Origin of the sequence: Thalassovita taeanensis (assembly GCF_900110775.1) — a bacterium.
Classification (GTDB): domain Bacteria; phylum Pseudomonadota; class Alphaproteobacteria; order Rhodobacterales; family Rhodobacteraceae; genus Litorimicrobium; species Litorimicrobium taeanense.
Genome location: NZ_FOEP01000003.1, coordinates 263,603 through 287,880, shown reverse-complemented (window position 1 = coordinate 287,880; position 24,278 = coordinate 263,603). Strand labels below are relative to the sequence as shown.

The 24,278-nt window shown below is 62.6% G+C and carries 23 protein-coding genes; 16 read left to right on the top strand and 7 right to left on the bottom strand.

What is annotated here, in order from left to right; genetic code table 11:
- The first annotated feature begins 11 nt into the window (after positions 1-11).
- The gene (locus BSF79_RS06100) at positions 12-521 is read left to right on the top strand and encodes a DUF3576 domain-containing protein (RefSeq protein ID WP_090268964.1); all 510 of its coding nucleotides are present in this window, start codon (positions 12-14) and stop codon (positions 519-521) included.
- 81 nt (positions 522-602) lie between these two features.
- Here BSF79_RS06100 and BSF79_RS06095 read toward each other — a convergent pair whose 3' ends face one another.
- The gene (locus BSF79_RS06095) at positions 603-1,862 is read right to left on the bottom strand and encodes a glycosyltransferase (RefSeq protein WP_090268963.1); all 1,260 of its coding nucleotides are present in this window, start codon (positions 1,860-1,862) and stop codon (positions 603-605) included.
- 177 nt (positions 1,863-2,039) lie between these two features.
- Between BSF79_RS06095 and leuS the strand changes: the two genes are divergently transcribed.
- From leuS to BSF79_RS06075, 4 genes are all read left to right on the top strand, one after another.
- Positions 2,040-4,586 (top strand): leucine--tRNA ligase, encoded by a 2,547-nt coding sequence (gene leuS / locus BSF79_RS06090; RefSeq protein ID WP_090268962.1) that lies wholly within the window; start codon positions 2,040-2,042, stop codon positions 4,584-4,586.
- Complete coding sequence (gene lptE, locus BSF79_RS06085; protein ID WP_090268961.1) at positions 4,573-5,070, top strand: LPS assembly lipoprotein LptE; 498 nt, start codon at positions 4,573-4,575, stop codon at positions 5,068-5,070. The genes leuS and lptE overlap by 14 nt, the downstream gene beginning before the upstream one ends.
- The gene (gene holA, locus BSF79_RS06080; RefSeq protein ID WP_090268960.1) at positions 5,067-6,092 is read left to right on the top strand and encodes a DNA polymerase III subunit delta; all 1,026 of its coding nucleotides are present in this window, start codon (positions 5,067-5,069) and stop codon (positions 6,090-6,092) included. Before lptE ends, holA begins: the two co-directional genes overlap by 4 nt.
- Positions 6,093-6,222: 130 nt before the next feature.
- Positions 6,223-6,807, top strand: a complete 585-nt coding sequence (locus BSF79_RS06075) for a glutathione S-transferase family protein (RefSeq protein WP_090268959.1) — start codon at positions 6,223-6,225, stop codon at positions 6,805-6,807.
- A gap of 170 nt (positions 6,808-6,977) precedes the next feature.
- Here the strand turns inward: BSF79_RS06075 and BSF79_RS06070 are convergent, their stop codons facing one another.
- From BSF79_RS06070 to BSF79_RS06055, 4 genes are all read right to left on the bottom strand, one after another.
- Complete coding sequence (locus tag BSF79_RS06070) at positions 6,978-8,129, bottom strand: TIGR03862 family flavoprotein (RefSeq protein ID WP_090268958.1); 1,152 nt, start codon at positions 8,127-8,129, stop codon at positions 6,978-6,980.
- A 2-nt stretch (positions 8,130-8,131) separates the two neighbouring features.
- Positions 8,132-9,445: a mechanosensitive ion channel family protein gene (locus BSF79_RS06065; RefSeq protein WP_090268957.1), complete on the bottom strand. Its 1,314-nt coding sequence runs from the start codon at positions 9,443-9,445 to the stop codon at positions 8,132-8,134.
- Positions 9,446-9,629: 184 nt separating this feature from the next.
- Positions 9,630-10,238: an enoyl-CoA hydratase/isomerase family protein gene (locus BSF79_RS06060; RefSeq protein WP_090268956.1), complete on the bottom strand. Its 609-nt coding sequence runs from the start codon at positions 10,236-10,238 to the stop codon at positions 9,630-9,632.
- Positions 10,235-10,981, bottom strand: a complete 747-nt coding sequence (locus tag BSF79_RS06055) for an SDR family oxidoreductase (protein ID WP_090268955.1) — start codon at positions 10,979-10,981, stop codon at positions 10,235-10,237. Before BSF79_RS06055 ends, BSF79_RS06060 begins: the two co-directional genes overlap by 4 nt.
- A 123-nt stretch (positions 10,982-11,104) precedes the next feature.
- Between BSF79_RS06055 and BSF79_RS06050 the strand changes: the two genes are divergently transcribed.
- The 7 genes from BSF79_RS06050 (at position 11,105) to lpxK (ending at position 19,323) form a co-directional block, all read left to right on the top strand.
- Positions 11,105-12,640 (top strand): DUF2125 domain-containing protein, encoded by a 1,536-nt coding sequence (locus tag BSF79_RS06050; protein ID WP_090268954.1) that lies wholly within the window; start codon positions 11,105-11,107, stop codon positions 12,638-12,640.
- Positions 12,641-12,775: 135 nt separating this feature from the next.
- Positions 12,776-14,122, top strand: a complete 1,347-nt coding sequence (locus BSF79_RS06045; protein WP_090268953.1) for a TldD/PmbA family protein — start codon at positions 12,776-12,778, stop codon at positions 14,120-14,122.
- Positions 14,109-14,894: an inositol monophosphatase family protein gene (locus BSF79_RS06040; RefSeq protein WP_090268952.1), complete on the top strand. Its 786-nt coding sequence runs from the start codon at positions 14,109-14,111 to the stop codon at positions 14,892-14,894. Before BSF79_RS06045 ends, BSF79_RS06040 begins: the two co-directional genes overlap by 14 nt.
- Before the next feature lie 433 nt (positions 14,895-15,327).
- Positions 15,328-16,461 carry a Fic family protein gene (locus BSF79_RS06035; RefSeq protein ID WP_090268951.1) on the top strand — a complete coding sequence of 378 codons (1,134 nt, stop codon included), beginning with the start codon at positions 15,328-15,330 and terminating at the stop codon, positions 16,459-16,461.
- Positions 16,462-16,858: 397 nt separating this feature from the next.
- Positions 16,859-17,101 carry a DUF4170 domain-containing protein gene (locus BSF79_RS06030; protein ID WP_090268950.1) on the top strand — a complete coding sequence of 81 codons (243 nt, stop codon included), beginning with the start codon at positions 16,859-16,861 and terminating at the stop codon, positions 17,099-17,101.
- Between the two features lie 9 nt (positions 17,102-17,110).
- The gene (locus BSF79_RS06025) at positions 17,111-18,328 is read left to right on the top strand and encodes a 3-deoxy-D-manno-octulosonic acid transferase (RefSeq protein ID WP_090268949.1); all 1,218 of its coding nucleotides are present in this window, start codon (positions 17,111-17,113) and stop codon (positions 18,326-18,328) included.
- Positions 18,328-19,323: a tetraacyldisaccharide 4'-kinase gene (gene lpxK / locus BSF79_RS06020; RefSeq protein WP_090268948.1), complete on the top strand. Its 996-nt coding sequence runs from the start codon at positions 18,328-18,330 to the stop codon at positions 19,321-19,323. Before BSF79_RS06025 ends, lpxK begins: the two co-directional genes overlap by 1 nt.
- Here lpxK and BSF79_RS06015 read toward each other — a convergent pair whose 3' ends face one another.
- Both BSF79_RS06015 and ribA read right to left on the bottom strand, forming a co-directional pair.
- The gene (locus BSF79_RS06015) at positions 19,324-19,818 is read right to left on the bottom strand and encodes a L,D-transpeptidase family protein (protein ID WP_090268947.1); all 495 of its coding nucleotides are present in this window, start codon (positions 19,816-19,818) and stop codon (positions 19,324-19,326) included.
- Positions 19,815-20,903: a GTP cyclohydrolase II gene (gene ribA, locus BSF79_RS06010; RefSeq protein WP_090268946.1), complete on the bottom strand. Its 1,089-nt coding sequence runs from the start codon at positions 20,901-20,903 to the stop codon at positions 19,815-19,817. The genes BSF79_RS06015 and ribA overlap by 4 nt, the downstream gene beginning before the upstream one ends.
- Before the next feature lie 162 nt (positions 20,904-21,065).
- On the opposite strand from ribA, the gene BSF79_RS06005 reads away from it, so the two are divergent.
- From BSF79_RS06005 to trxA, 4 genes are all read left to right on the top strand, one after another.
- A complete protein-coding gene (locus BSF79_RS06005; protein ID WP_090268945.1) occupies positions 21,066-21,752 on the top strand; it encodes a response regulator transcription factor in 687 nt (228 codons plus the stop codon).
- Between the two features lie 266 nt (positions 21,753-22,018).
- Entirely contained in the window at positions 22,019-22,399 is a 381-nt protein-coding gene (locus BSF79_RS06000; RefSeq protein WP_090268944.1) for a BrnA antitoxin family protein, read from the top strand.
- Between the two features lie 114 nt (positions 22,400-22,513).
- Positions 22,514-23,302 (top strand): exodeoxyribonuclease III, encoded by a 789-nt coding sequence (locus BSF79_RS05995; RefSeq protein WP_090268943.1) that lies wholly within the window; start codon positions 22,514-22,516, stop codon positions 23,300-23,302.
- A gap of 54 nt (positions 23,303-23,356) precedes the next feature.
- The gene (trxA, locus tag BSF79_RS05990) at positions 23,357-24,262 is read left to right on the top strand and encodes a thioredoxin (protein WP_090269103.1); all 906 of its coding nucleotides are present in this window, start codon (positions 23,357-23,359) and stop codon (positions 24,260-24,262) included.
- The last annotated feature ends 16 nt before the right edge of the window (positions 24,263-24,278 follow it).

Here is a 24,278-nt window from a genome sequence, read left to right as displayed (position 1 = left end):
TGGGCGGCGGCATGACCATAAATCGCATTTTCAAGGTAACTCTGGCCTGTCTGGCGCTGACGGCGCTGGTCGCATGTGGCGGGCGCGATCGCGCCCCCGGCGAGCCGCTGATTCCCGGCGACATCGAAGCGTATAACAAGCGCGACGACATCGGGAACCCGCAGAACCGCCCAGGCGAAACGTCGCTGTTCGATATGTTCAAGAAGAAAGACGGCGATACCACCGTCGCGGTGAACCGCTATATCTGGAATGCCTCGCTTGAGGTGCTGAACTTCCTGCCGGTACAGTCGATTGATCCGTTTACCGGCGTGATTGTCATGGGATACGGCACACCACCGGGCGGTGGTCGCGCCTATCGCGCTACGGTCTATGTCAAAGACCCCGCGCTCGAAGCCCGCTCTTTGATTGTTGCCATGCAGACCCGTGGCGGTGCCCCTGTCAGCGCAGGCACCCAGCGTGCCGTCGAAGACGCGATTCTGTCGCGTGCGCGTCAGTTGCGGATTGCCGACAAGAAATACTGATCCGTTCGAGGGCCGCGCCTGCGCCCGCACAACACTCAACGGCGAAGCGCGACAACAGCGCCTTGCCGCAAAGCCCGCGCATCAGTCCCCCACAGTGCCCGCCTGCGTTTGATACAGCCGCTCGATCCACTCCAGTTGCTTCGGCAGGCAGATTGACTTGAGGTCGTAATTCGCCACCACATGTGCCCGCGCCGCCCGGCCCAATGCCGCCCGCGCCTCTGCGTCCTGCAACAGTGCGCAAACCTCTGCCACCAAAGCGTCACCATCAAAGAAATCAACCAGCCGCCCGGTTTCCCCGTGGCGGATCGCCTCGTGCAAAGGCGCGGTATTGCTGGCCACAATCGCCGCCTGCGCGCTCATCGCTTCGAACAGCGACCAGCTCAGCACGAACGGATAGGTCAGATACACGTGCACCCGGCTGACCTGAAGCAGCGTCACGAACTGGTCATAGGGAATCCGCCCCAGAAAATGCACCCGGCTCCAGTTCGGCGTCGGAATGCGCCCGCGCACCTCGTCGATGAAAATCTGCTTCCAGGTCTGCCCCTTGGGCGGCCGCGCGCCATAACTTACGTCGTCGCCCCCCACGATCAGAACCTTCGCATTCGGCCGCTCTTTCAACAGCTGCGGCAGCGCCCGCATGAAGATGTGATAGCCGCGATAGGGCTCCAGATTGCGGTTCACGAAGGTGATCACCTCATCGTCGCGCGTCACCACCGACCCGTCCGGCAGGGTGAATCGCGCGCCCTCATTCGCCACCACATGGTCGGTGTCGATCCCGTCATGGATCACGCTGATCTTCTCGCGGAACTCGGGCGGAAACGTGCCCGCCTGAAACTCGGTCGGGCTGATCCCCAGATCGCCCACCGGAAAATGCACCCGGTTGTTCAGGTTCTTCAGCCGGATCCGCAGATGCTCGGCCTGCCCCACCTTCGCCTGAAACTCTGGGTCAAACCCCAGATGCTCGTCCGATGAGATGTGGTACAGTTCGTAATACAGACCAATCCGCGCCTCGGGCCAGACATCGCGCAGAAACATCGATTCGCCCCATCCCGGATGCGCCACGATGATATCCGGCGAAAACCCCTGCGCCCGCAACCGACAGGCCGCGTTGAAACAGGCCTCGCCCCGGATCACCTTGGTGTCGAAATCCAGTACCCAGGGATGCGCCCCCTGACCCTGCTTGCGCTGCACAGCATAGGGCAGCACCTTCACCCCCTGCCAATCCCCCGGCTTTTTCACCCGCAGCGTCAGCGCCACCACCTCGTGACCCGCCTTGGCCAACGCGGGTGCCAGATGCTTGAACTGACCGGGAAAGTTCTGGTGAATAAACAGGATCTTCATGAATACGCCCTTCTGCCACAATAAATCTCTTATACAGCCTCTGGCGATCCCGCCCAGACCCGCATTTTTCACCCAAACCCCTAGACCAACGCCCCGCGTCCGCCTATCACCCGGTGCGGTGACGCCTGCCCATGCAGTCATGACCACGCCCACGCAGTCAAGAAAGGTTCGCCCCACATGTCGCGCTATTCCGCCGCCGAGATCGAAGCCAAATGGCAAGAGGCCTGGTCACAGGCCGAACTCTTCAAGGCCGTGCGTTCGGCGGACAAGCCGAAGTATTACGTGCTGGAAATGTTCCCCTATCCGTCGGGGCGTATCCACATGGGCCATGTGCGCAACTACACGATGGGCGACGTAATCGCGCGCTACAAACTGGCCACCGGCCATAACGTGCTGCACCCAATGGGCTGGGATGCGTTCGGCATGCCCGCCGAAAACGCCGCCATGGCAATTGGCGGCCACCCCAAGGACTGGACCTACTCCAACATCGCTGACATGCGCGGACAGATGAAGCCGCTGGGCCTGTCCATCGACTGGTCGCGCGAATTCGCGACCTGCGATCCCGAATACTACGGTCAGCAGCAGGCGCTGTTCATCGACTTCATGGACAAAGGGCTGGCGTACCGCAAAAACGCCGTGGTGAACTGGGACCCGGTTGATATGACCGTTCTGGCCAACGAACAGGTGATCGACGGCAAGGGCTGGCGCTCGGGTGCCGATGTCGAACGCCGCGAGCTGACCCAGTGGTTCTTCAAGATTTCCGACTATTCCGAAGAACTGCTCGACGCACTTGATACGCTGGATAACTGGCCCGCCAAGGTCAAACTGATGCAGGCGAACTGGATCGGCAAATCGCGCGGCCTGCAATTCGCCTTTGGCCTGATCGACGGCCCGCATGGCACTGACCGGATCGAGGTGTATACCACCCGCCCCGACACCCTGATGGGGGCCAGCTTCGTCGGCATCTCGCCCGACCACCCGCTTGCCAAACAGCTCGAGCGTGACACCCCCGACGTCGCCGAGTTCTGCGCGCTCTGCCGCAAGGGCGGCACCACCGCCGAAGCGATCGAGACCGCCGAAAAGCTGGGCTATGACACTGGCCTGCGCGTGCGCCACCCGTTTGACACCGCATGGGAACTGCCGGTCTACATCGCCAACTTCATCCTGATGGATTATGGCACCGGCGCGATCTTCGGCTGCCCGGCGCATGACCAGCGCGACTTTGATTTTGCCACCAAATATGACCTGCCTATCAACCCGGTCTTTATCCCCACCGGCGCGGAAGAGGCGCCGCTGACGCAGGCGTTTACACCGCTGAAATCGGAAACCGTCCACTATGTCCGTGGCTTTGCCGGCGAAGCCGCGCAGACTGGCGATGACGCTGTCGCCACCGCCATTGATTTCTGCGAATCCAATGGCGTCGGCCAAGGCGTGACCAAATTCCGCCTGCGTGACTGGGGCCTGTCGCGGCAACGCTACTGGGGGTGCCCGATCCCGATCGTGCATTGCGACACCTGCGGTGTGGTCCCCGAAAAGAAAGAGAACCTGCCGATCGAGCTGCCCTATGATGTCACCTTCGACACCCCCGGCAACCCGCTCGACCGCCATCCAACCTGGCGCAATTGCAGCTGCCCGACCTGCGGCGAACCCGCGCTGCGCGAAACCGACACGATGGATACCTTCGTCGACAGCTCGTGGTACTATGCCCGCTTCACCGCCCCCCACGCCAGCACGCCCACCGATATGGCCGAGGCTGAGTATTGGATGAACGTCGATCAGTATATCGGCGGCATTGAACACGCGATCCTGCACCTGCTCTATTCGCGCTTCTTTGCCCGCGCGATGCAGATCACCGGCCACCTGCCGCCCAAAGCGATCGAGCCTTTCAACGCGCTCTTCACTCAGGGCATGGTCACGCATGAAATCTACCTGACCCGCGACGCAGCAGGCCGCCCGGTCTATCACCTGCCAGAGGACGTCACCGACGGCAAACTCGCCGATGGCACCGCGGTCGAGATCATCCCCTCGGCCAAGATGTCGAAGTCGAAGAAAAACGTCGTCGATCCCGATCAGATCATCGCCCAATACGGCGCCGACACCGCCCGCTGGTTCGTGCTGTCCGACAGCCCGCCCGAACGTGACGTGGAATGGACCGCCTCGGGTGCCGAGGCCGCGTTCAAGCACCTCGCCCGCGTCCACCGCATCGCGACCGAGGCCGCAAGCAGCGACACCGCCGCCAACCCGACCGAAGACGACGCCCTGCTGCGCGCGATGCACAAGGCCATCCACGATGTGACCGGCGGCGTCGAATCCTTCGGCTTCAACGCGTCGATCGCCAAACTCTACGCCTTCACCAACGCCGTGGCGAAATCCAAGGCCGGGGCCGCGACCAAACAACAAGCCGCGAAAACGCTGGCGCAGCTGATGTCGCCCATGACCCCCCACCTCTCCGAGGAACTGTGGCAACTGCTGGGCGGCGACGGCCTGATCGCTTCGGCCCCATGGCCGCAGGCCGACGAGGCGATGCTGGTCGACGAAACCGTCACCCTGCCGATCCAGATCAACGGAAAACGCCGCGCGGAAATCAGCGTGCCCGCCGATATGCCGAAGGAAGAGGTTGAAAAGCTGGTGCTGGCCCACGATGCTGTGATCAGAGCGCTGGACGGGGCCCAGCCGAAGAAACTCATCGTCGTCCCCGGGCGGATCGTGAATGTGGTTGTCTGACCGAAGAAACACCCTTCTGGCCCTCGTCGCGCTGGCGGCGTTGACCGCCTGCGGCTTTGCCCCGGCCTACGGCCCTTCGGGGCAGGCCGATAAACTGCTGGGCGCGATCCTCGTGGACGCGCCCGAAACCCGTGATGACCAATTGCTGGTGCGCCAGATCGAAACCCGGCTGGGCCGCGCCGACCTGCCGCGCTATGCGCTCGGCTATGACCTCAAGGTTGTCGAAGAACGGATGGCGGTTTCAGCCACCAACATCACCACGCGGTTCAACCTGGTTGGATCGGTCCGCTATGCCCTGCGCGATACCGACACCGGCGATATCCTGACCACCGGCACCGTCAGCCACTTCACCGGCTATTCCACCACCGGCACCACCGTCGCCACCCTTGCCGCCGAGCGCGACGCGCATGAACGTCTTTCGTCGATCCTCGCCGATCAGATCGTCGCCCGACTGATTGCCGCCTCGCCGGACCTGCCCGAATGAAACTGACCGGCCGTGATGCCAGCCGCTATTTCACCAAGCCGGACCCAAACCGCGCCGGCCTGCTGATTTCCGGCGTCGACCCGATGCGCGTGGCCCTGAAACGGCAAGAGGTGATCGCCGCCCTGATCGGCCCCGCCGGCGAAGAGGAAATGCGCCTGACCCGCATTCCCGCCTCCGATCTGCGCAAAGACCCCGCCGCCCTGCTTGATGCCATCAAATCCATCAGCTTCTTCCCCGGCCCCCGCGTCGCCTTCGTCGAAGACGCCACCGACGGGCTCACCGATCTGATCTCCGCCGCGCTGAAAGACTGGCAACAGGGCGACGCCCAACTGATCGTCAGCGCGGGCAACCTGACCACCAAATCGAAACTGCGCAAACTGTTCGAAGGCCACTCCAACGCCTTCGCCGCCGCGCTCTATGATGATCCCCCCACCCGCGAAGAGATCGAGGCAGATCTGGCCCGCGCCGGGATCAACGGGCTGGACGGCACCGCCATGACCGACCTGACCACCCTCGCGCGCGAACTGTCCCCCGGCGATTTCCGCCAGACGCTGGAAAAACTGACCCTCTACAAACTGGGTGACACCAGCCCCGCCAGTTCCGCCGATATCGCCGCCTGCGCCCCCGCCACGATCGAGGCCGCGCTGGACGATGTCCTCAATATCGTGGCCGAAGGCCGCTCGACCGAAATCGGCCCGATTCTGCGCAAACTCGAAGCCCAGGGCACGCAACCCGTTGGCCTGTGCATCAACGCCACCCGGCACTTCCGTACGCTCTATGCCGCCGCCTCCGATCCCGGTGGCGCGGCACAGGGCATTGCGCGAATGCGCCCGCCGATCTTTGGCCCGCGCCGCGACCGGATGCTGCGTCAGGCGCAAAACTGGGGCGCGCCCAATCTGGAAATCGCCCTGACCCTGCTCACCGATACCGACCTGCAACTGCGCTCCGCCGGGCAACACGCCCCCGCCATGGCGCTGGTCGAACGCGCCCTGATCCGGCTGGCGATGCTCGCCTCGCGCTAAACCGCCATTTCCCCGGCCAGTACCGGCGAATTGCACGCCATCACGACGCCCCAATCCGGGACTTGCCCGACGGGGCAGCGCCTGCGACACTCCGCTCCGGTCGCCATTTCGCGATGAACGGGAGGAAACTATGTACGAAGTCATTGGCAATGCGCAAAGCCGCGCATTTCGCGTCCTGTGGATGCTGGAAGAACTGGGGCAACCCTATACCCACACAAACGTCAAACCCCACAGCCCCGAGGCGCTGGCCTGCAACCCATCCGGCAAGGTGCCCTCGCTGCGCGACGGCGACGCGGTGCTGAACGATTCCACGGCGATTCTGACCTATCTGGCCGATAAGCACGGCGCCCTGACCTACCCCGCCGGCACGCCCGAACGCGCCCGTCAGGATGCCCTGATCCATGTTGCGCTGGACGAACTGGATGCCGTGCTCTGGACCGCCGCCCGCCACAGCTTCATCCTGCCACCAGACAAACGCGTGCCAGAGATCAAAGACAGCCTGAAATGGGAGTTTTCGCGCAACGCCACCCGGCTGGCCGATTGCATCAAGGGCCCTTTCCTGATGGGCGAGAAAATGACCATCGCCGATCTCATCACCGCCCATTGCCTGAACTGGGCCTATGCCGCGAAATTCCCGATCGAGGACGCGCGCCTGCTGACCTACGCGAAATCCATGCGCGCGCGCGACGCCTATAAACGGGCCGCAAGCAGATAACCCGCAGATCCCCCTGCGGCTTCTTTCTGAGGCAAATACTCAAACAGCGGGCCGTCGCAAAATAGAACGTCACCCAAAGCGGCACGCCACACTTGCAGCCCCACCCAATCCCTCCCTGCCGGATGCCTCCGGCGGGGAGGGATTGGAAAATGTGAAAACCGGGCGTCCGATCACCCCATGCGGCGTGCCGCGGCAATCCCGGCCCAACGCCCCGTGGCCAGACAGGCCGTCAGCAGATACCCCCCCGTGGGGGCTTCCCAGTCCAGCATTTCACCCGCGGCATAGGTGCCCGGGCAGGCGCGGATCATCAATGTATCGTCAAGCGCGTCCAACCGTATGCCGCCCGCCGTCGAGATCGCCTCGTCCATCGGGCGCGGCCCTTGCAACGGGATCGGCAGCGCTTTGAGCAGCGGCGCGATGTCGTCAGGCAGCGGACGGGCAAATTCCATAAGCAGCGCCTGCTTGACCGGATCCAGCTTCAGTGCCTTGCGCAGACGGCTGGACATACTTTGCTTCGCGCCGGTGCGCGCCAGGCGGCTTCGGATCGTGTCCACGTCCAGATCCGGCAGCAGGTCCAGCGTCAAAGCCGCTCCTTCGCGCAGCGGCCTCGACAGCGCATAAATTCCCCCGCCCTCGATCCCGCGCGCAGAGATCACGCATTCGCCCCGGACAGAAACCCCACCGGCGCTCAGCCGGATCGTTTTGACCGGCTGACCAAAGTGGCGCGCCATATGCGCCGACCATGCCACAGCGAACCCCATATTCGACGGCTGAAACGGCGCCAGCGGCACATCGTCCATCCAGTCGGCCCAGGCCCCATCCGACCCCAACCGCGCCCAGCTTGCCCCGCCACAGGCCAGAACACAGACATCAGGCCGCAGCACCTGCCGCCCCTGCGGCGTGTCAAAGGCAAACCCATCCGCCCAGCCGACCCACCGCCAGCGGGTGCGCAGCTCTACCCCCAGCCCCGCCAGCCGCACCAGCCAGGCCCGCAACAACGGCGAGGCTTTCATCGCCACCGGAAACACCCGCCCCGACGACCCGGTGAACACCTCTTGGCCCAGCCCGCGCGCCCAATCCTGCACCTCGCCCGGCCCGAAGGCCTCCAGCATCGGGCGCAACACCGGCGCCGCCGCGCCATAGGCCTTCAGGAACGCCTCGAACGGCTCGTCCTTGGTCAGGTTCAACCCGGATTTCCCCGCCATCAGCAACTTGCGCCCGACCGAGGGCTTGGCCTCGGCCACCACAACAGCATGCCCGGCCCGCGCCAGATGTTCCGCCGCCATCAACCCCGCCGGACCGCCGCCAATGACCAGTGCCATCCTCACGTCAAACTGCCCGATTTGATCTCGACCACGCGGTGCGGGTATGGGATCTCGATCCCGTTCTCCTTCAGCGCATTCCACACGGCGAACAGCACCTGAGAGGTGTATTTGTTGCGCCCGTCGTCAATCCCGTTGACCCAGAACTCCACAGCGAAATCAATGCCGCTGTCGCCAAACCCACGCAGCTCACAATCCGGGCCATCCGGGTCCTGCAACACAAACGGCAGCCGCGCCACCGCCGCCTCGATCAGCGCAGGCACCCGGTTGATATCGGTGTCATAGCTTACGGAAAACGCCGCATCATACCGGTTGGCTGACCCGCTGTCGGAATAGTTGACCACCCGCGTCACGATGAAATCTTCGTTCGGCACCACGATCCAGCGCCCGTCGAAGGTCTCCAGTATCGCCGCCCGCGCCGTCATCTTCACAATCGTGCCCGCCTCACCGCCATCCAGCGCAACATAATCCCCCACCGTCGCCTGCCCTTCCAGCAGCAAGATCACCCCGGAAATGAAGTTCGACGCGATCTTCTGAAGCCCAAACCCCAGCCCCACACCAATCGCCCCCCCCAGAACCGCCAAAGAGGTCAGCGAAATTCCCATGATGTTCATCAGCAACAGAAACGCGAGGCCGAAAATCGTGACCTCCGCCGCCTTCGCCGCCAACGTCCGCGTCGCCGGGCGCAGCTCCTCCTGCTTTCCGATATAAGCCGCCGACTGATCATTCGACCACCGCCCGAACCAGAACAGCAAACTGCCCGCAATCAGCCCCCGCACCAGCGACATCAGCGAGAAACTGATATTGCCCAGATGCACCACACTCTCATTCAGCTTGTCACTGACCAGATCCAGCAGGCCCACCGCATAAATCGCCATCAGCGGGATCAGCACATAGCGCCCCAACAGCTTCAGAAACGGGTCGCGGATGATCTCGCTCACAAGAATCCGCGCCGCCAGAAACAAAAACACCCGCTTGCCAAACGCAATCACCGCGCTCGACCCGAACAGCGTTGCCGTCACGCTCTCGCCGATGGCCGTGAACAAATAGGCCAGCAACGGCAGCAACAATGGCAGAAACGCCAGAACAAACCGCCGCACCGTGGCGATCAGCCCCTCCTGCCCCTCTGCCGGGGCAATCAGCCCCCTCAGCGCCGGGTGCAACCGCCGCGTCGCCAAAACCGCCGCCACATAGGCCACCAGCAACAGACCGAACTGCGACCACGCCGCTGGACTCAGCAGCCACTGCAGCGCCAGATCCCAGCCCCACTGCGCAAATTCCAGCGCCTTCGTCACAATCTCCGGCTGGTTTTCCATGGCTCACCCCTTGCCTTCTGATCCACTGACATTCCTCTTGCCCGCAAGGCCCTGCAAACTCAAGCGTTACCCAAAGCGCGCCACAGCGCCCCCTAAGCCAAGGCACGCCCCGTCCCGCTTCTTTCTGACCAAAATACTCCCGCCGGAGGCACCTCACCCCGCCTCCAGCGCACAGTTTAATGGATCAGCGGCACATCGCCTTGATCCCGGCCGCGATCGCAGGCTTCGCCGCCAGCGTATCGGCCGCAATCGCCCGCGCCTCGGCCATCAAATCGTCGGAGGCCACCACCCGGTCCACCAGCCCAAAGGCCACGGCCTCGTCGGTGCCAACCTTCTGCCCGCCCATCAAAATAAGCTTCGTCCGCGACGGCCCGATCAGCGCCGTCATCCGCGCCGGGTCCGAGGGCTGCGGCAAATATCCAAGCTTCATCACCGGATAGAAAAACTTTGCCCCCGGCACCGCCAGCCGGATATCACAGGCCAGCGCCATGCCATTGGCGCCCCCTGCCAGCGTGCCGTTCAACGCGGCAATCGTCAGCCCCGGCAACGCCGCAATCGCGCCTGACAAACGCTCCCACAGCGGGCTGGTCGCCAACCCGGCCTTGGCGGCCTCCAGATCTGCCCCGGCGCTGAACACCTTGCCACGCCCGGTCAGGATCAGCGCCCGCGCCTCGCCCGCGCTCTCGGCGATCTCGGCCAGTTGCTCCAGCATGGCCCCGGTCAGCGAATTCGCCTTCTCGGGCCGGTTGATCGTCACGGTCCACAGCCCGCCGTCTTTCTCCAGCTCGATCATGCCAGCCCCACCTGTGCCCGGATCCCTGCATCACGCAGCGAAATCTCCTGCCCGACATAGGCATCTGCCTCGGCGCCGCACATCCACAACAGGCACCGCGCCGGCCAGTCGGCGGGAATGTGATCCTCCCACGCCAGCTGTGCCACCGGGTTCACACCACTGGCCTTGATCTCGCGCTGCATCTGCGTCGCCACCGTGCCCGGCGACAGGCCCATGATCCGCAGCCCCTTGTCGCGCGCCTCAAGATCGGCACAGCGCGTCAGCATCGCCACCCCGGCCTTCGAGCTGCAATAATGGCTCCAGCCCTCCATCGGCCCATGCGCGGCACCCGAACTGATGGTCAGGATCGTGCCACGCCCCGCCGCAATCATCCCCGGCAGCGCCGCCCGCATCCCGTTGAAGACACCCTTCAGGTTGATGTCGATCGCCGTGCCCCAGGCCTCGGGATCGGCCTCGGCCAAGCTCGCGACCGGCTCGATCACACCCGCGTTGTTGATCAGCACATCCAGCCCACCAAACCGCGCCACCGTCGCCGCCACCGCCTGCTCCATATCGGCATAGCGCGCCACATCGCCGGTCACGGCAAGGCCACCGATCTCGTCGGCGATCGTGTCAATCTGCGCCCCCGAGCGCGCCATCAGCACCACATTCGCCCCCGCATCGGCAAAGACCCGCGCAGCCGCTTCACCGATTCCGCGGCTCGCACCGGTTATCAGCACAGTTTTTCCCTGAATTTCAGTCATCTTCACCTCCAGTTGCTTTCCCTGTCGTAAACCGCACCCCCATAGGGGTCCAGCAGCTTCGGCCTTGACCACGCCGACACTTCCGCCGAAGCTAGCGCCGATTTTGAAATGGAAAGGCCGATTATGAAACCTCGGACAGCATTTATTACGCCCACCGCAGCGGCCATTGTTATTGCCTCAGGAATTTTCTCCGGAACCACAGCATGCGCCGACGTCACACCTCAGCAGGTCTGGGAAAGCTTTAAAGCCCCCCTGGAAGGGGTCGGCTATACCGTCACCGCGACCGAAAACAGCACCGCCAACAACCTGACCATCTCTGACCTGGAAATGACCTTCCCGTTGCCCGAAGACGACGGCACCGCCCGCATCACGCTGGGCTCGCTGACCTTCCACGACAATCACGATGGCACCGTGGCGATCCAAATGCCCGCCTCGATGCCGGTGCTGATCAACAGCACCCCGCGCAAAAGCAAGCCCTTCAGCGCCAAACTCAGCCTCGACACCGCAGGGCTGGTCACGACCGTTTCGGGGCAACCCGACGATATGACCTACAGCTATTCCGCCCCGTCCCTTGGCCTGGCACTCGATCAGCTGATGGTCGATGGCGCCCCCGTCAAGGTCGATCAGGCGATGCTGTCGCTGACCAATCTCAGCGGCACCTCCGCCATGACCAAGGCCGCCCTGCGCACCGTGCAGCAATCCCTGCGCGCCGATGGATTGACCTATGTGCTCGAATTCACCGACCCCGAAGGCAAAGGCGGTCATGTGCTGATGCAAGGCGACCTGACCGGCCTCAACAGCACCGGCACCTCCGCGACCCCTGAAAACTTCGACCCCAACGACCTCAGCGCCGCACTCAAGGCGGGCCTTGCGATTGATGTCGTCATCACACACACCGGCGGCACCACCGCGTTTGCCTTCACCGATAACGAAGGTCAGGACACTGGCGGACAGACCAGATCAGGGTCAGGCCGCCTGAGCGTGCTGATGAATGCCGATCAGCTCAGCTATGCTGCTGCTGCGACCGACACCAGCGTGGATTTCCAAAGCAGCGACCTGCCGTTCCCCGTTGCGCTGGACATGGCCAAAACCGGCTTCAGCCTGCGGATTCCGGTCGGAAAATCCGACGAGCCACAGGATTTCGCCCTCTCGGTCACCCTTGGTGATTTCACCATGTCCGACGTGATCTGGAGCCTGTTTGACGCTGGCGCGCAACTGCCGCGCGATCCCGCCACCTTCGCCTTTGACCTTGCAGGCAAGGCCAGAATGCTGGTCGATGTCCTGAACTCGAAAGAGATGGAAACACTCGGCGACACCGCTCCGGGTGAACTGCACGCGCTGACCGTCAACAGCCTGACCCTGCGCCTCGCCGGGGCCGAGCTGACAGGCGAGGGTGATTTCACCTTCGACAACACCGACACGACCACATTTGACGGCATGCCCAAACCCACCGGCCTGCTGCATCTGGCCCTGACCGGCGGCAACGCCCTGCTTGATAAAATGGTCGCCATGGGTTTCATCCCCGAGGATCAGGCCATGAGCACCCGCATGATGATGGGCCTTTTCGCGGTGCCCGGCGATGGGCCGGACAGCCTGAAATCCACAATCGAGGTGAACGAGGCCGGTCATGTTCTGGCCAACGGCCAGCGCCTGAAATAAGCGCAACGATCGTCAAACCTGTGAAAAACAGGGCCGCGCGCATCTCGCACGCGGCCCTTTTGCCGACCCACACCTTGCGAAAAGCCCCCCTGAGGGCTACCTGACTGCAATCATATAAAGAATATACAGGCCCCCATGACACAATCGCTCGACACGCTGACCCACGCCCTTTTGCAGGCTGCCCAGAAGGCTGGCGCCGATGCCGCCGATGCCATGGCAGTCGCCAGCACCTCGATCTCGATCGACGTGCGCCACGGTGCGCTGGAACAGGCCGAGCGATCAGAAGGCACCGATATCGGCCTGCGGGTCTTTGTCGGTCAGCGGCAGGCCAATGTCTCTTCCTCCGATACCCGGCCCGAAACGCTGGCCGCCATGGCCGAACGCGCCGTCGCCATGGCCCGCGAAGCGCCCGAAGACGCCTTCATCGGGCTGGCCGACCCGTCGCAGCTGGCCCGTGACTGGGATCTCGACGCGCTCGAACTGTCCGACGCCACGCCCGAACCCGATCCTGCCGCCCTCGAAGAAGACGCCCGCCGCGCCGAAGCCGCCGCACTCGCCGTCACCGGCGTCACGCAGGTGCAATCGGCCAGCGCCGGCTATGGCCGCAGCCAAGTGCATCTGGCCGCGACCAACGGCTTTTCCGGCGGCTATTCCCGCACCGACCGCGCCTTGGGATGTGTGGCCATCGCGGGCACCGGCTCGGGGATGGAGCGTGACCACGACGGCGATATGCGCACCTTCCAGTCCGACCTGCGCAGCCCCGAGGACATTGGCACCACCGCCGCCACCCGCACTGTCGAACGGATCGGCGCGCGCAAGCCCAAAACCGGCAGCTTCCCGGTGCTGTTCGATGAACGCATTTCCTCGTCGCTGATCGGCCACCTGCTGGCCGCGATCAACGGCACCTCGATCGCGCGCGGCTCGTCGTGGCTGCTGGGCGCTCTGGGTCAGCAGGTGCTGCCCACCAGCCTCAGCATCACCGAAGACCCCCACCGCCCCCGCACCTCCGGCTCACGCCCCTTCGATGCCGAAGGCCTGCCCACGCAGCGCCGCCAGATCGTCGACGACGGCATTCTCACCGGCTGGACGCTCGACCTCGCCAGCGCCCGCAAACTCGGAATGCTGCCCACCGGCAACGCCGCCCGCGGCACCTCTGCCCCGCCCGCCCCCTCGTGCTGGAACATCGCCCTGACCCAAGGCACCGCCACCCGCGACGACCTGCTGCGCGACATGGGCACCGGCCTGCTGGTCACCTCGATGATCGGCGCCACCATCAACCCCAACACCGGCGACTACTCACGTGGCGCCGCCGGGTTCTGGGTCGAAAACGGTCAGCTCCAGTACCCGGTGAACGAATGCACCATCGCGGGCAACCTGCGCGATATGCTGCTCGGGCTGACCCCCGCCAATGATGCCCGCCCCTACCTCAGCCGCGTCGTCCCCTCGCTGCTGGTCGAAGGGATGACCCTTGCCGGCGCATGACCTCCAACTGCTGACCGACGCCGCCCGACAGGCTGGCCGCATCGCCACCCGCTACAGCGGCCCGACCGCCAAAACCTGGCACAAACCCGGCGACCTCGGCCCCGTGACCGAGGCCGACCTGGCCGTCAACGCCATGCTGCACGACACCCTCACCGCTGCCCGCCCCACCTACGGCTGGCTGTCCGAGGAGACCGAGGACACCACCACCCGCCTCACCCGTGACCGCGTCTTCATCATCGACCCGATCGACGGCACCCGCAGCTTCATCGAGGGCGCCGACACATGGGCCCACTCGCTCGCCATCGCCGAGCACGGACAGATCATCGCCGCCGCCGTCTTCCTGCCACTGCTCGATAAACTCTATACCGCCGCCAAAGGCTCCGGTGCCTTCCTGAACGGAGAGCCGATCCGCGCCTCCGCCCGAACCGCCCTCATCGGCGCCTCAATGCTGGCCGCCAAACCCAACTACGATGCCCGTAACTGGCGCGGCCCGGTGCCAGACGTGACCCGCGCCTACCGCCCCTCCCTCGCCTACCGCCTCAGCCTCGTCGCCGAAGGCCGCTATGACGCCATGCTCACCCTGCGCGATAGCTGGGAATGGGACATCGCCGCCGGAGACCTCATCCTGCAAGAGGCCGGCGCCATCACCTCCGACAAACGCGGCCACCCCCTGCGGTTCAACAACCCCCGCCCAATGGTCAAAGGCGTCATCGCCGCAGGCCCCGCCGTCCACCACGACCTGACCCAACACCTCGCCCAATGGCCCGGCTGAGCCCCTCCACAACGCTTGCTGCATCGCGAGCGTGAGAGGCGAACGGTCCGAAGTCGGCGTTCACGAGCGTTCACAATGCCACATTGCCGCTTCTCCGAAGCGGGCATTCACCGTGAGTGCAGAACTCAAAAGTGAATAGCTACGGCCTGATCTTTCAGGTTCCAAGTATTCGCACCCACATCTTGCAGTTATTCGACAGGTTATGCATTAACTCGGCGGCAGGCCTTATGACACAAAAACAGCAGAAAAGCTTCCACAACGTTTATTGTGTCGATTACATCTACCACAAAGACCGTTGCGTTGCACAATCAGGAAGATCCTTCACACAACATGTTTTGTAGCGCAAAATTCTTCCACAACCCAACTTGTGTTGCATAATTCCCAAAATTTGTTACACAAAATTCAAGGAAATATTCGAAACAGGGGCCGCACAATGTCGGTGAACATAGAAAATTATAACCTCAACAATGTTGTCGACTACCACTATGGCCGCTTTCCACCTAGTGATCTTAATCTCAGTCACTTGATCGAACCCCTGACACGGGCGCAAGACGCGATCTCGCGCTATGATCAAATGCTGTTATCCCTCCCCAACAGTGAACTTCTTTTGGCACCACTTCGCCAGAACGAGGCTGTTATTTCCTCTCGGATGGAGGGCACGATCTCGACCGTGGATGAGGTCATGATCTACGAGGCAGAAAACGAGGATGACGGAACATCCCGACTGGCGCGAGATGATGTCGTCGAGGTTGCGCTCTACAGTGCAGTGCTTCGCCGCGCCCAAACCGCCGTTGCCGAAGGTGAACCAATCAACGAAGGCCTGATAAAGAACGCACATCGCATGCTGTTGAGCTTCGGTCGCGGGGCCAGCAAATCGCCGGGTCAATACAAAGTCGAGCAAAACTATGTCGGTGATGATCGTCGCAAAATAATCTACTTTAAGCCGATCAGCCCAATACAGCTTCAGCCCGCCATGCATGATTTGCTGAAGTTCATCCAGACTTCACCGATGCTGCCTTTTTTCAAGGTTGCCATTGCCCATGTAGAGTTCGAAGCACTGCACCCCTTCAACGACGGAAACGGGCGTATCGGGCGTCTGCTGATAACCCTTTTGCTTTGGAAGTTTGGCCTAATTCACAAACCACATTTTTATGTCAGTGCGTTCTTCGAAACCCATAAGGAAGAGTACATTGAATTAATGCGTGCTGTATCGCGCGATGATGATTGGACAAGCTGGACGGCGTTTTTCTTGAACGCCATCGCCGAACAGGCTGCAAGCAATCTTCGAACAGCGAAAAGGATCACTGCGCTTTACGATGAGATGAAGGAACCCTTCAGAGAGATGTCTGGTTCGAAATGGCACATTGCGGCTCAAGACAGCATTTTTGAAAACCCTGTTTTCAAAAATAGCCAGTTGATCAAACGCTCTGGCATGCCCAAACATGTAGCCACAAGGATCACGAAACTGCTGCACGAAGGCGGCTTATTGCGAGAGCTACGTCCTGCAAGCGGTCGGCGCGGCGCGCTCTACATGTTCGAACCCTTGATGGAAATTGTGAGAGCGTAAGCCGAAGGCTAAGATTGCGACTTCTCCGGCCCGCGTGAAGCATCAATCCTTTCGAAGCACCGCCATCCGCTCTGAGTGGGCAGAACAGTGCTGGTACCACGAAAATTGGCTTCTGCCCAAACCTCCACGAACACGATCGCGAAACCGATGGCGGCTTCGCCCCGCTATGTAAACAAAACACCCCCACCGCACTCTTACCTCTCCTCAAAACCGCAAAGCCGACCCGGAATCTCCCCCTTTCAACACCCCGAATACACGCCTCGGGGCGTCACCATATCCCAAACCCCATATGCATCGGTTGTGCATGGGATGTGCATGTTCTGTGCATCCGTCTTTTGCCCGTCTTGCGGCGGCCTCGGCAAAGCCTTACCCTGCGCTCATCTGACAGGAGATCCCCATGACCCAGCGCCTGCATCTCGTCTTCGGTGGCGAGCTTGTGACCCCTTCCAAGAATGTTTTCAAGAACGTAGAAGACCTTCATATCGTTGGGATTTTTCCCGATTACGCCACTGCGTTCAATGCGTGGAAGGCCGAGGCCCAGCGCACTGTGGACAATGCCCATATGCGGTATTTCATCGCCCATCTCCACCGTCTGCGCGACGAAGAAGCCCCCGCCTCCTCCACCGAAGAGCTCGGCTAACCCACTGAAATGCCAAGAAACCTTAGCCTGAAAACCTACATGGCCCTCGCCCGCCGCGCGCCGCGAGAGAAGGCTGGGTTTCTTCGCCCCCGTCCCACAGGGGATCTGTTATGGGGGCATGCCACGTCGCTCCCAAAGGCTGCAGCGCTGTTGCAGTTGACGCAAAGGTTGACCGCACAGCGCCCCGGCCTGCACCTGCTGCTGACCACTCCCCCGGATCTGCCGCGCCCGGACCAGCTGAAGTCCAATGTGATCTGGCAAAGCATTCCTGCGGAATCTATTTTGGATATCAAAGACTTCCTGTCGCATTGGCGGCCCGACATCTGCCTTTGGACCGGCGGGTATCTGCGTCCGGCTCTGATCGCCAGCGCCGCCCAGACGGGCATGCCGATGTATCTTGTCGATGCCGAAGAGCCCGGGCTGGACGACGCCCGCTTTCGTTGGTTGCCGGATCTGACCGGCGGCACATTGCGCCTGTTTCGCGGCGTCATGGCCAGTTCCGCCAATGCGGCACAACGCCTGCTCAAACTCGGCGCAAGCGAAGATCTGATCTCGATCACGGGTCCACTACAAGAAGGCCCCGCAGCACTTCCGTGCGACGAGTCCCAGCGCGACGCACTAGCGTTGGGATTGGCTGGTCGCCCGGTGTGGTTGGCGGCTATGGCGCAGCCCGAAGAGGTCGAAACCATTGCGCAGGCCCACCGCGCGTCAATGCGCTTTGCCCACCGGCAGTTGTTGATCCTTGTGCCCGATGACGAAAGCGGCGGCGCGGAAATCGCTGATACGCTGCGCAGCGACGGCTGGTGTATCGCGGAATGGTCAAAGCGCGAATACCCCGAGGAAGCCACGCAGATTCTGCTGGCCGACACACGCGGAGATCTGGGGCTGTGGTACCGGCTGGCCCCGATCAGCTTCATGGCCAGTTCGCTGGCGCCGGGGCATGGCGGGCGCGACCCTTATGAACCTGCGGCACTTGGCTCGGCCATCCTTTATGGACCGAACGTCAGCCGCTATCTGTCCGCCTATTCGCGCTTTGCCAATGCAGGGGCCGCGCGGATCGTCAAGGATACACAAACACTTGCTGCCGCCATCATGCGGCTGTCCGCCCCGGATCAAGCGGCCTCGATGGCCAATGCAGCGTGGGAGGTCAGCTCGGACGGGGCCGAGGTTACGGATGCCCTGATCGAACTGGTGCAGGACGTGCTGGACCTGAAAGAGGTGTCTTGATGCAGCCCCCTCGCTTCTGGTTCACCCCCCCCGACCGCCCCGCGTGGCAGGCACGTATGCTGGCGCCGCTTGGATCAGCATATGCCGCCGCAACCGCCCGGCGGCTTGCCAACACCACGGGCTTTCGCGCGGATGTACCGGTGATCTGCGTCGGCAATCTGAACGCGGGCGGCACCGGCAAGACGCCAACTGCCATCGCACTGGTACAGCGCCTTCGTGATCTGGGGGCCGAACCGTTCGTTGTCTCGCGTGGGTATGGCGGCAAGATCGCGGGCCCGATCGAGGTCGACCCGGCGCGGCATTCCGCCGCTCAGGTCGGGGATGAACCGCTGTTGCTGGCGGCCTTCGCCCGCGTCGTTGTCGCGCGGGATCGGGCGGCTGGCGCGCGGCTGGCCACCTCGTTGGGCGCGGATGTGATTGTGATGGATGACGGGTTTCAGAATCCTGGCCTGCACAAGGATCTGTCGCTTGTGGTGGTGGATGCCGAACAGGGGTTTGGCAACGGCAGGTGCCTGCCTGCGGGCCCGCTGCGCGAACCTGTGGGCGTCGGGTTGGCGCGCGCCGATCTGCTGCTGTCCATCGGCGCCGCCGAGGCACAGGCCAGTTTCGCTGCGCAATGGCGGGAAAAAATCACCGTGCCACATTTGACCGGCCAGCTTGAGACGCTTGAAACCGGGATGGATTGGACCGACACGCCGTTTCTGGCCTTCGCCGGCATCGGCCACCCCGAGAAGTTCTTTCGGACCCTGCGCGGGCTTGGGGCGAACCTGATCCGGGCCGAGGCACTGGATGATCACCAGACGCTGACCCCCGCCCTGCTGACTCGCCTAGAAAAAGAGGCGCAGATGCGTGGGGCGCAACTGGTGACCACAGAAAAGGATGCAGTGCGGCTGCCTTTGTCGTTCCGACTGAAGGTGGTCACACTGCCGGTGCGGCTGGCAATTGCCCAACAAGACATGCTGGATATGCGGCTGAAAGAGCTGCTAGCGCGTTAGTTAACGCACGATCAGCCGCGCGCCGGGGCTCAGCCGCGCCGCGATACGCAACAGGTGGTCGCGACGGAACGCGACGCAGCCTTCGGTCGGGAAACCGGGACGCCGCCATTGATGCAGAAATATCGCCGAGCCTTTGCCCGGCACAGACAGCGGCCAATTCCAATCCGTCAGCAGCACCAGATCATACAGCGGATCGGCGCGCCGCAGCCTTTCGTGGCTGTGCGGATAAGGCGCGCGCACCAACTGATTATACCCCGCATCTGTTGCGTCATCGGACCACAGATCGCCGGGAAAGATCGGGGCCGCCCAATGTGCAGGCCGGGCGATCCGATCCGGGCGGTACAGCATACCCACAATCTGGTGAACTCCTTGCGGCGTGGCCCCATCGCCCTCGTATTTATGGGCAGACACCCCGCCCCGGCCAATACTGCAGGGGTAATACTCGCCGCGAAACCGCAAACCGCGCCCGGTCAGGACCAGATCATCCGGCGTCACAGCAGATGCCCCGACTTGGCGGCTTTTGTCGCCAGATAGCCACGGTTGTGGTGCGTCTCGCCGACCTTCAGCGGCACACGTTCGACCACCGCAATGCCGTTCTTTTCCATCATCGCGATTTTTCGGGGGTTGTTGGTCAGCAACCTCACGGCACTGAACCCCATCGAGGTCAGAATCCGCGCGCCAAGTTTGAAATCGCGCTCATCATCCTCGAACCCCAGGCGGTGATTGGCCTCGACCGTGTCAAAGCCCTGATCCTGCAAGGAATACGCCCGCATCTTGTTGGCCAGCCCGATCCCGCGCCCCTCTTGGTTCAGGTACAGTAGAACCCCGGCGCCCTCGGCCCCCATCTGCGCCAGCGCGCCGCGCAATTGCGGGCCGCAATCGCATTTCAGGCTGCCCATGACGTCGCCGGTGAAACAGGCTGAATGCAGCCGCGCAAGCACCGGTTTGTCACGCGCGGGCGACCCGATTTCAAAGGCATAGTGTTCCTCGCCGCCATCCTCGGGGCGGAAGATATGAAGGCGCCCGGCCTCGTGTGCCTCAACCGGCAGGCGGGCGCTGACCACTGGGTGCGGCTGAGGAGAGGCGGCCAGCAGCGGCCCCGCCAGCGCGGCATTCACCACCGTCAACGCGTTCGCCGCCGCAAAACCCAGCGGGTCGGTCAGCGGCAGAACAATCGCGGCGGGCAGCAGCCGGGCGGATTTGGTCAACGACAGCGCTACGCGGTGCAGGTCCGCCGGACCCTCGCGACTGGTGCGCAGCGGGCCTTTCATTGGCGATTTCAGGTCATCCGCCGGATCGGCCACGCCCAGCACCCACGGCAAAGACACATCCGGCGGCAGGATCACGCGCGCCAGATCATCGTCATAGGCCCGCGCCTTGAGCGTTTCGGCGCGGCGGGCGGTGATGGCCAGAACCGGTGCTCCTCCCAAGGCGCGCAGATCGGCAAGCCGCTGGGCTTCAAGCGTTTCGGCGGCCATCACCAATGCACCGTCTGGTCCGGTCAGCACGATCGGCACCCCCATGCGCAGATCGGCGCGGGCGCGGGCAATGATCTCGGTCACATCTGGGGCGAAGCTCATGTGGGTCTTTCCGGTTGTCTGAACGCAGATGTAGCCCTTTGTGTTGGAATTTGAAACATTACCCCTGCGATTTACACGTCCGCGTGAAACCATTGCAGCAAATCTTGTCGGAACCGGCAGGGGACCGCATGTGTTGATCACAAACCAAGGAGGACCCGCGTGATGGGACAACTGAAGAAAATCCTGCTCGTCGACGACGACGAAGACCTGCGCGAAGCGTTGAGCGAGCAATTGGTCATGACCGAGGATTTCGACGTGTTCGAGGCCGCAAGTGGGTCCGAGGCGATGAAACGCGCCAAAGAGGGGCTGTATGATCTGGTCATTCTGGACGTGGGCCTGCCTGACACCGACGGGCGCGAGCTTTGCAAACTCCTTAGGAAACAAGGCGTTAAAAGCCCAATCCTGATGTTGACCGGGCATGATACGGATGCGGATACAATTCTGGGGCTGGATGCCGGCGCCAATGATTATGTCACCAAACCGTTCAAATTTCCGGTACTTCTGGCCCGCATCCGCGCCCAGTTGCGCCAGCATGAACAATCCGAGGATGCCGTGTTCCAGCTTGGGCCGTACAGCTTCCGACCGGCGCAGAAGATGCTGGTGACCGAGGATGACAAGAAGATCCGTCTGACCGAAAAAGAGACGAACATTCTGAAATTCCTCTACCGCTCGACCGAAGGTGTTGTGGCACGCGAGGTGCTGCTCCACGAGGTATGGGGGTATAACGCCGGTGTGACGACCCATACGCTTGAGACGCACATTTACCGGTTGCGGCAGAAAATCGAGCCTGATCCGTCGAATGCACGGCTGTTGGTGACGGAATCCGGGGGCTACAAGTTGGTGGCGTAAGGTATTCCAGACTTATTTGCGTCAGATCAACGTGGTATTCTGACTGCATCGTTACTAAATACGTATCCCGTCGCATATGCGGGTTATCATATGCACCTCCCTGTTGGACTTACCCGGGCTTCGCGCCCGGGTATTTTTTTGCCCAAAATCGGCCTGCACGCCGCATGCACAGGACATGCACATCCGGTACGCACGCCGGTGCACGGATTTCTTAACGCGCGCGGCGGATGATCGGGGCTGACACAGCGGATCACGGGGCCTGAACCATGCCAAAACCCACAGCCAAAATGACCAGAAAGCAGATCGAATATTTCGACTATATGAAAACCATCATGGCCCAGTTGGAATGGGACATGCATGACGAGATTTATCGCAACGGGCGCATCCCGGCCGCGTGGCACGAGATCGCCCAGACCCGACACGCGGGCAAGAAGACCCGGATCACCCTGTGCGTCGAGGAAAACGTGGTGCGGTTTTTCAAATCGATGGGCGCGGGATATCAGACCCGGATGAACGAGGTTCTGGCGGCCTGGATGTATTCGCGCATGGCGGGCCTGCTGAGCGGGCGCGACACGCTGCCGGAGTTTGTAGATCAGGAGCGACCACAGTTTGCTGCGCCTTCGACGGAGGAGGAGCCGGGGCTGTGACGCCCTTGTTTCGGCTCTGATCGGCGGCGTTGGGCCCCATGCCACGGTTCGGTACTGTGCAATTGCACAGCCTCATGCTACCCCTCTGGCGAGCCTATAATCGCGGAGCCTGTCATGCCCTTTACCCTTGCCACATGGAACATCAACTCGGTCCGGCTGCGCGAACCGATCGTGCTGAAGCTGTTGCAGGAGGAAGCGCCCGATGTGCTGTGCCTGCAAGAGTGCAAAAGCCCGGTCGACAAGATCCCGCTCGAGGGGTTTGCGGCGCTGGGATACACCCACATGATTGCGCGCGGGCAAAAGGGATATAACGGCGTGGCGATCCTGTCGAAGCTGCCGATCAAGGAAGTGGGATCGGAAGATTTCGCCGCTCTGGGGCATGCGCGGCACATCGCGGGGCAGTTGGAAAATGGCGTGACGATCCACAACTTCTATGTGCCTGCGGGCGGCGATCTGCCGGACCGCGAGGTGAACGAGAAGTTTGGTCAGAAGCTGGATTACCTGACCGAGATGCGCGACTGGTTCCACGGTGCCGCGCCCGAGAAGGCGATTTTGGTGGGCGATCTGAATATCGCCCCGCGCGAGGATGATGTGTGGGATCACAAAAAGCTGCTGAAGATCGTCAGCCACACCCCGATTGAGGTTGAGCATCTGGCGCAGGTGCAGGACGCGGGCAACTGGGTGGACATCACGCGACAGGATATTCCCGAGGGGCTGCTGTATTCGTGGTGGTCCTATCGCGCCAAGGATTGGGTGGCGGCGGACAAGGGTCGGCGGCTGGACCATGTATGGGCCACGGGCGACATTGCCAACGCGGGGCATGGCAGCCGCGTGCTGCGCGATGCGCGCGGATGGGAGAAGCCCAGCGACCATGCACCGGTTTTTGCCAGTTTTGACCTTTGATTTCGCGGCGCGTGCCCTCATATATTGCGCAACACTGTAATTAGGATGGACCCGATGCTGGAACTTGGACAAAACACCGCCCCCACTGCTGATCTGATCAAGGACGTGTCTGAGACCGATTTCATGGCCGAAGTCGTGGAAGCCTCGAAAGAGGTGCCGGTGATCGTGGATTTCTGGGCGCCGTGGTGCGGTCCGTGCAAAACGCTTGGCCCGGCTTTGGAAGCAGCCGTGACCAAGGCGGGCGGCAAGGTGCGCATGGCCAAGGTCAATGTCGACGAAAACCAGCAGATTGCCGGGCAGCTGCGGGTGCAATCGATCCCGACGGTTTACGCGTTCTGGCAGGGGCAGCCGGTGGATGGATTTCAGGGCGCCGTGCCCGGATCCGAAATTGACGCCTTTGTGGCGCGCACGGCCGAGCTTGGCGGGGAAGATGCCGGTTTGGCCGAGGCGGTAGAAGCGGCAGAAACCATGCTGGCCGATGGCGACGTGGACGATGCCGCGCAGACCTTTGCCGCGGTCCTTGAGGAAGAGCCCGAAAACGCTGATGCGTACGGCGGGTTGGTGCGCTGTCATATCGCGTTGGGCGAGCTGGATCAGGCCGAGGCCGTGCTGAATGGCGCGCCTGCGGCGATTGCACGCTCGGCCCCGTTGGATGCGGCGCACGCGCAGCTGGAACTGGCGCGGCAGGCGGCCAACAGTGGCCCGCTGGATGAGCTGAAGGCGGCCGTTGCGACGGACCCGGCGGACCATCAGGCCCGGTTCGATCTGGCACAGGCGCTGTATGCCGCCGGTGAGGTGCAGGAGGCGGTGGATGAGCTGCTGGACCTGTTCCGGCGTGATCGCGAGTGGAATGAGGGCGCGGCCAAGACGCAGCTGTTCACGATCTTTGACGCGCTGAAACCGAATGACCCGGTTGTGTTGCACGGGCGGCGCAAGCTCAGTTCGTTGATATTTGCCTGATCGTGGCGGCGGGCTA